Raw genomic sequence first — 7,652 nt, forward strand, 5'->3', positions numbered from 1 at the left:
CGACGGCGGTGACGTTGACAGCGATCAACTGGACTTCGTCCGTCAGAGATGTCTCCAGGACAGATCCCGTTGTGCCGAATCCGGCAGCGAGTACCACCAAACCGATATCGATCCGGTCTGTCAGGTCTGCCACCGTGTCGACGCCGCCGGGGTCGGCCAGATCTGCCGGCAGCACCAGCGTCTCGATGCCGTGGTCGGCGGCCAGTTCGGCCGCCAGCGCTTCCAGCTTGTCCTGACTGCGGGCGCAGAGGACGACGTTGATTCCGTCGGCGGCGATCTGGCCTGCCAGTGCCTTGCCTATGCCGTCACTGGCGCCGGTGATCAGCGCCCACGAGCCGTATCGGTCGGCGTGTCTCATGCTGCGATCTCCTTCGTCGGGTGTGCGGGCAGATACGCGAGCACGAAGAACGCGCCCACCAGGCAGACCGCGGCGGCGGTCAGACAACCGGCCTGAAGACCGGACATGAACGCGTCGCTGACGGTGTCACGCAACGTCCCCGCCACGGCGGTCGGTGACTGGGCGGCTACCTGCAGACCCTGTGCCAGGCCTTCGCGCGCTGTCTGAAGAGCGGCGTTCGGGGCAGCCTGCAGGATCTCGCTGTCATCGAGCGAGCGGATGTACAGCGTGGAGAAGATGCTGCCCACGACAGCCACACCGAGCGTGCCGCCGATCTGACGGGTCGCGTCGTTGACCGCCGAACCGGCGCCTGCCTGGTCGGGCCGGACCACGCCCATGATCGAGTCCGTGGCCGGTGCCGTCGTCAGACCGAGACCGCCGCCGAGCAGTACCATCTGCATCGCGACCTCGATGTATGCGACGTCGACGTCGACGGTGGCCACCCAGGCGAACGCGGCGGTGAGCATCAGCAGACCGGCGAACACCACCACCTTGGTACCGATGCGGGACACCGCGAGCCGGGTCCCCAGCACGGACCCGACCGCGATCGACAACGCCACGGGCAGTATCCGCACCCCGGTCTCGAGCGGGCCGAAGCCCTGCAGCAACTGGAAGAACTGGGTGATCAGAAAGATGAAGCCGAACAGGGCGAAGAACGCCACGGTGACCGCACCGCTGGCCGCGCTGAACCTCAGGTTGGCGAACAGGCTGACGTCGAGCAGCGGATCGTGTTGGCGTCGTTCCCACCAGATGAAGCAGACCGCCGCCGTCACCGCCACGCCGAAGCCGAGCACCGTGGGCGCCGAGGTCCATCCGTGTTCGGGTGCCTCGATGATCGTGTACACCAGGGCGCCCAGCATCACGACCGACAGCACGAGGCCGCCGCGGTCGAGTCGAGCGCCGGCTTCTGCGGTCGAGGGCGGGATGAACACCGCAGCACCGACGATGGCGACGACGGCGATCGGCGCCAAGGCCAAGAACAAACTGCCCCACCAGAACGACTCCAACAGTGCGCCACCGAGGATCGGGCCGATGGCCACCCCGAGTCCCGTCACCGCGCCCCACACGCCGATGGCCGCAGCCCGTTGCTTCGGATCACGGAAGGTGTCGGTGATGATGGCCAGCGTGGTCGGGTAGATCAGGGCCGCCGAGACACCCATCACCAGCCGCATCCCGATGAGCGATTCGGTCGACGTGCACAGCGCCGCCCCCACGCTGCTGGCCGCGAACAGTGCCAGCCCCGCGATCAGCGTGCCGCGGCGGCCGAACTTGTCGCCGACGGTACCGCCGGCAAGTACCAGTGCGGCGAACGTCAGATTGTAGGCGTCGACGATCCACTGAAGTCCGCGCGTGGAAGCACCGAGCTCCGAGTTCAGGGTTGGCAGAGCCACATTGACGATGGTGGTTTCCACGTTGATGGCCAGGGCGGCTACCAGGACAACGGTGAGGATGAGGGCGGGCCGGTGCCTCGGCGGAGCCGAGTGCGTGCCTGCCGGATGGCTATCGGACTGGGTGACCATGAGCGGGCTCCGCCTTTAGATGTTTACATCGCTAACATGCTGACCATCGCAGACGATGTTAGTCCTGTCAACATCGAACACCTGCGGGTCAGCGCAAGCTGCCGGATATCCCGTCGAGCAGACGGTCGGTGATCAGCTGTTTGCGCACCGGGTCCGCCGCGCTCAAGGGTCCGTCGATGAACAGCGTGGAAAGCCCGTGCACCGCCGCCCATGCCGCTTCGTCGAGGCCGTCGCGCCGATCCGGGGACAGCACGCCCACGGCGACGAGGTCGTCCAAGCACCGGATCAGAATCTGGAACGGGTGATGCGCTTCCGCGGCATCGGCATCGGCATCGGCATCGGCACCGTCGTCGCCGGAGGTGTGACGCGAGTGGCTGTCGGGTTCCCTGTGGGCGAAAGCTGTTCGGAACAAGCCGGGTTCGGCAAGAGCGAAGTCGACGTAGCCCTGTCCGGTGGCGCGGAGTCTACCGAGGGCGCGTTTGGCCCTGGGGCCGCGCGTCGGCACCGCGTTCAGGCGTGCGGCCATCGCGTCCGTCATCCGGGCGATCGCGTAATCGGTGACCGCGTCGAGAAGGGCGTCCCGATCGGAGTAGTGGCGATATGCCGCAGAATTGCTGACGCCGGCCATCCGCTGGACGTCCCGCAGCACCACCGCATCGGGCCCACCTGCCCTGGCCAGATCGACGGCGTGCTCGAGCAGTGTCTGGCGAAGATTGCCGTGGTGGTAGTTGTCGGAGGCTGTCCGAGAGCGTCGAGTTGTCAGATGTCACCCGTGTCCGTTGCCGATGTTGACGATCGTAACATCGCCCGAGTTGACACCCGTCAACTTGGGCGAAGTAGAGTCTGATCATGCAGATCCGCGACACCGCCGTTGCCACGCCCGACAAGCCTGCGATCGTCATGTACCCGTCCGGGACGGTGGTGACGTTCGGCGAACTGGAGGCCCGGGCCAATAGGCTGGCGCACTTCTTCCGGGCCGCGGGTCTGGTCGAGGGGGATGCCGTTGCGATCCTGATGGAGAACAGCGAGCACATGCACACGGTGATGTGGGCGGCGCGTCGGGCCGGCCTCTACTACGTGCCCATCAACACGCACCTGACCGCCGCCGAGGCGGCCTACATCGTCGACAACAGCGCCGCCAAGGCGATCGTCGGCTCGGGCACACTCAAGGACACACTCGCCGGTCTCGCCGCAGAACTGCCCAAGGGCTTGCCCGCGGTCCTGGTCATCGCCGACGGCCAACTCGACGGGTGGCAGACCTACCCCGAATGTGTTGCCGATCAAGCAGATACACCGATCGCCGACGAGATCGAAGGCGACCTGCTGCAGTACTCGTCGGGCACCACCGGCCGGCCGAAGGGCATCAAACGCGAACTGCCGCACCTGCCTCCGGCCGAAGTGCCCGGGCTGATGGCCGCGCTGGTGTCCTTCTGGATGCATCCCGACGCCGTCTACCTGAGCCCCGCGCCGCTCTATCACACCGCCCCGTCGGTGTGGTCCATGCAGACGCAGGCCGGTGGCATCACGACCGTGGTGATGGAGAAGTTCGACGCCGAGGGGGCGCTGGACGCGATCGCCAAGCACCGCGTCACGCATGGTCAGTTCGTCCCGGTGATGTTCACGCGGATGTTGAAACTGCCTGCCGACAAGCGGTTGTCCTATGACGTGTCGAGCCTGGAGAGGGTGATGCACGCGGCCGCGCCGTGCCCGGTGGACATCAAGAAGCAGATGATCGACTGGTGGGGCCCGATCGTCGACGAGTACTACGCGTCCTCGGAGGCGCACGGGTCCACGCTGATCACGGCCGACGAGTGGCTGGCACACCCCGGGTCGGTCGGCAGACCGCTGGCAGGCGCACTGCACATCCTCGACGAGGAGGGAAACGAACTGCCCCCCGGCAAGGCCGGTGAGATCTACTTCGAGGGCGGCTTCGACTTCGAGTACCTCAACGATCCGGGCAAGACCGCCTCGTCCCGCGATGCGCGCGGCTGGAAGACGGTGGGCGACATCGGTTATGTCGACGAAGAGGGGTACCTCTACCTCACCGACCGCAGGCATCACATGATCATCTCCGGCGGGGTCAACATCTATCCGCAGGAGGCCGAGAACCTGCTCGTCACCCACCCGAAGGTGATGGACGCCGCGGTCTTCGGCATCCCCGACGACGAGATGGGGCAGAGTGTCAAAGCTGCGGTGCAGACCGTCGATCCCGCCGACGCCACTTACAGCTTCGCCGATGAACTGATCACCTGGCTGCGAGACCGGTTGGCGCACTACAAATGTCCGCGCTCGATCTCGTTCGAGGTGCAACTCCCCCGTACCGACACCGGCAAGCTGTACAAGCAGGAGCTCATCAAGAAGTACTCGTGACCACCCAGAATGAAGTCGAACTTGCCGGAGGGGTGATCGTCGCGATCGGATCCCCCTCCGATGAAGCGACTTTCACCCTCACCGAGGCGCCCTCGGCCGACCGTCGTGTGGTGACCGTCGAATCGCTGCCAGACGCGCTTGCCGAACTGACCGAACGCTGCCGACGATGGCCGCAGGCCGCGGCCGTTTGTGACGACGTGTTGCGCGCCCTCGACCCGAAAGGGCCGACCTTCGCCGGGATTGTCACCGAATCGTTGGGGTACTCGACGCTGCAGGCCGGCACCGAGTTCGGGCGCTGGCTCGCCGAACGCGGGCCGGCACACGTCCCAGAGATTCCGAATCCCGTTGAGGCGCAGCGGGTTGGCGACTGTCTGCTGATCAGGTTCAACCGGCCGCAGCGTCACAACGCATTCTCGACCGATGCTCGGGCGGCGCTGCTGGAGGTGTTGGAGGTCGCCCGGCTGGACCCGTCGATCAGCGAGGTCGTGCTGTCGGGCAACGGGCCGTCATTCTGCAGCGGGGGAGATCTCGCCGAATTCGGCACCTTCGTCGACCCTGCGGCCGCGCACCTGGCCCGCACCCGCCACAGCCCCGCTCTGGCACTCGACGAGATCACCGCGCGACTCAGCCGTACCTGCTGTGCTGACATTCACGGGCAGGTGCAGGGCAGCGGGCTGGAGATGGCCGCGTTCTGCGGCTGGGTGCGGTGTCATCCCGACGCGGCGCTCGGGCTGCCGGAACTCCGTCTCGGTCTGATCCCCGGAGCCGGCGGCACCGTCAGCATCACCCGGCGTATCGGCCGATGGCGCACCGCCTATCTGGTGCTGTCCGGTCGCTCGATCGACCCGGAGACCGCGTTGCGGTGGGGACTGGTCGACGAGGTCAGCGCTGACGTGCCGGTCGGACGATGACCTCGTTGACGTCGACCTCGGCCGGTTCGTCGATCGCATAGGCGATGGCGCGCGCGATCGCTTCGGGCGGGATCGCGTCGGCGCGGTAGTCGCGCATGGCCTCCGCGGCGATGGGATCGGTGATGGTGCCGGCGAGTTCGGACTCGACCACTCCGGGGGAGATGGTCGTGACCCGAATCGACGGGTCCACCTCCTGGCGCAGCCCCTCGGTGATCGCCCATGCGGCGTGTTTGGTGGCGCAGTACACCGCACCCGTAGCCACCACCTCGTGCGCACCGACCGAGGCCACGGTGACGAAGTGTCCGTCGCCCTGGCGTTGGAAGTGCGGCAGCGCGGCGGCGATGCCGTGCAGCAGTCCGCGGACGTTGACGTCGATCATGGCGTTCCACTGGTCGACCAACAACGCGTCCAGCCGGGACAGCGGCATGACCCCGGCGTTGTTGACGAGGACATCCACGCGACCGTGCGTGGCCACGGCGTCGTCGACGAACGCGGCCGTGTCTGCCCGGTCGGTGACGTCGAGTCGGCGCACCGACAGGCTGCCACCGGACTGTTCGCCGTCGACAGCATCGGCGAGGGCCGCCAGTTTGTCCTCCCGGCGCGCGCCGGCAACAACGTGGTGACCCGCGCGCACCAGGTGGGTGGCGACGGCGGCGCCGATACCGCTGCTGGCGCCGGTGATGAGAACGATCTTCGATTCGGTCATGAATCCAGCGTGTGCCACCGGCGCCCCGCACAGCCATGGTGCATCGCACCCCTGTCAGGGGACCGTTTCGGTGTTTAGGCTGGAAATCGTGGCCGAACTGGGTGAGTACCTGAAGAGTCGACGGGCCGCGGTCGGTCCCGCCGACGTGGGTCTGACCAGCATGGGTGTCCGCCGGGTGCAGGGACTGCGCCGCGAGGAGGTGGCGCTGCTGGCCGGGGTCAGCGTCGACTACTACGGCCGCCTGGAGCAGGGCCGTGAGCGGTCGCCGTCGGTCCAGGTGCTCGAGTCGCTGGCGGCGGCGCTCCGCCTCGACGACGACGGCCGCAGCCATCTGTTCCGCCTGGCCGGGCTGGCTCCACGGGTGCAGCCCAGCCAGGTGTCCGCCCGCGTGGATCCGGCGCTGTTGCGGTTGATGGAGGCCTGGCCCGACAATCCGGCGCTGGTCTACAACCGCGCGTACGACATCCTGGCCGCCAACCCGCTGGCATCGGCCCTGTTCGGGGAACTGGGTGCGGTGGGCAACCTGATGCTGCTGGTGTTCACCGACCCGCGCGCCCACCACTTCTACGCCGACTGGCCCGAGATCGCGGAGAACTCCGTCGCCGGATTCCGGATGGCCTACGGCGCCGCCCCCGACGATCCCCGCACCCGGGCCGTGCTCGCTGAACTGCTGAACACGAGCACGGAGTTCACCGCCCTCTGGGAGCGCCGCGATGCGCGACGGAAGTCGTTGGCGGAGAAGACGTTCTGTCATCCCGAGATCGGACGTGTCACGCTGAGCATGCAGACGTTCGACGTGCGTTCCGCGCCGGGTCAGGAACTGGTGGTCTACGACGCGCCGCCGGGCAGCCCCAGCGGCGATGCGTTGAAGATGCTCGGCAGCATCGCCGCGACCTCGCGTCACGCTCAGGGCCGCAGCATCTGAGCGTGTCGCCGTCACCGACAATGGTGTGGTGACGCCCGTGGCCGTTCCCGCCGCAGTGCTCGAGCAGGCTCGTGGCACTGCCCGGTCGCTGGGTTCACTAGCGGGTATCGACGTCGACGCCGAGGAGTTGCTCGGCGGCCGCGCGGTCCTGCTCGGCCTCCAGAGCCACGGCCGCGTCTCGGCGGGCGGTGCGACCCGGCTCATGCCCGCAGGCGCCGACTGGTGTGCGCTGACCCTGTCCCGGCCCGACGACATCGACGCCGTGCCCGCGCTGATCGAATCCGATGAGGTCGCCGATGATCCGTGGCCGATGATCGAACGGCGGGTGCGCACCCTGGGGGTGTCGGTCTTCGTCGAGCGGGCCCGACTGCTCGGACTGCCCGCAGGTGTGCTCGGCGAAACCGTCACCGCCGCACCGGTCCTGCGCCACCTGGGTGGGCAGGCCGCCCCGGCACCCCTGTCTGATCTGCTGGTGGCCGACCTGTCGTCGATGTGGGCCGGCCCGCTGTGTGCCCAGTTGCTGGCCCGTGCCGGGGCGACGGTGGTCAAGGTCGAAAGTGCCGCCCGCCCCGACGGAACCCGAACCGGTCCGGTGTCGTTCTTCGACTGGATCAACGGCGGAAAGCTTTCCTACAGAGCCGATTTTGCTGCTCCCGACGATCTGATCCGATTGCTGGCCGCAGCCGACGTGGTGATCGAGTCCTCGCGTCCCGCAGCACTGGCACGACGCGGCCTGGGCCCCACCGACGTTCCCGCCCGGGATGGCCGGATCTGGCTGCGCATCACCGGACACGGCGCCGAAGGGCAGCGCGCCGACTGGGTG

The 7,652-nt window shown here is 67.6% G+C and carries 8 protein-coding genes; 4 read left to right on the plus strand and 4 right to left on the minus strand.

Features of this window, described 5'->3' with window-relative positions:
• The 3 genes from WA965_RS03635 to WA965_RS03645 all read right to left on the minus strand — a co-directional run.
• Positions 1-358: SDR family NAD(P)-dependent oxidoreductase (locus WA965_RS03635; RefSeq protein ID WP_526447092.1), on the minus strand; the 358-nt coding region annotated here is incomplete at its 3' end.
• Complete coding sequence (locus WA965_RS03640; protein ID WP_526300300.1) at positions 355-1,917, minus strand: MFS transporter; 1,563 nt, start codon at positions 1,915-1,917, stop codon at positions 355-357. The genes WA965_RS03635 and WA965_RS03640, both read right to left, overlap by 4 nt.
• A gap of 88 nt (positions 1,918-2,005) precedes the next feature.
• Positions 2,006-2,680 (minus strand): TetR/AcrR family transcriptional regulator, encoded by a 675-nt coding sequence (locus WA965_RS03645; RefSeq protein ID WP_526300312.1) that lies wholly within the window; start codon positions 2,678-2,680, stop codon positions 2,006-2,008.
• 86 nt (positions 2,681-2,766) lie between these two features.
• On the opposite strand from WA965_RS03645, the gene fadD4 reads away from it, so the two are divergent.
• Positions 2,767-4,287: a fatty-acid--CoA ligase FadD4 gene (gene fadD4 / locus WA965_RS03650; protein WP_526300302.1), complete on the plus strand. Its 1,521-nt coding sequence runs from the start codon at positions 2,767-2,769 to the stop codon at positions 4,285-4,287.
• Entirely contained in the window at positions 4,284-5,198 is a 915-nt protein-coding gene (locus tag WA965_RS03655) for an enoyl-CoA hydratase/isomerase family protein (RefSeq protein WP_526300304.1), read from the plus strand. Before fadD4 ends, WA965_RS03655 begins: the two co-directional genes overlap by 4 nt.
• On the opposite strand, the gene WA965_RS03660 is transcribed toward WA965_RS03655, so the two are convergent.
• Entirely contained in the window at positions 5,170-5,904 is a 735-nt protein-coding gene (locus tag WA965_RS03660) for an SDR family oxidoreductase (protein ID WP_526300306.1), read from the minus strand. The genes WA965_RS03655 and WA965_RS03660 overlap by 29 nt on opposite strands.
• An 88-nt stretch (positions 5,905-5,992) precedes the next feature.
• Between WA965_RS03660 and WA965_RS03665 the strand changes: the two genes are divergently transcribed.
• On the plus strand, positions 5,993-6,829 hold the full coding sequence (locus WA965_RS03665; protein WP_526300308.1) for a helix-turn-helix domain-containing protein: 837 nt from the start codon (positions 5,993-5,995) through the stop codon (positions 6,827-6,829).
• A 28-nt stretch (positions 6,830-6,857) separates the two neighbouring features.
• Positions 6,858-7,652 (plus strand): CoA transferase (locus WA965_RS03670; RefSeq protein ID WP_526447094.1); only part of this gene is annotated, 795 nt, incomplete at its 3' end.

This window comes from Mycobacterium sp. (genome assembly GCF_049683935.1).
GTDB lineage: Bacteria > Actinomycetota > Actinomycetes > Mycobacteriales > Mycobacteriaceae > Mycobacterium.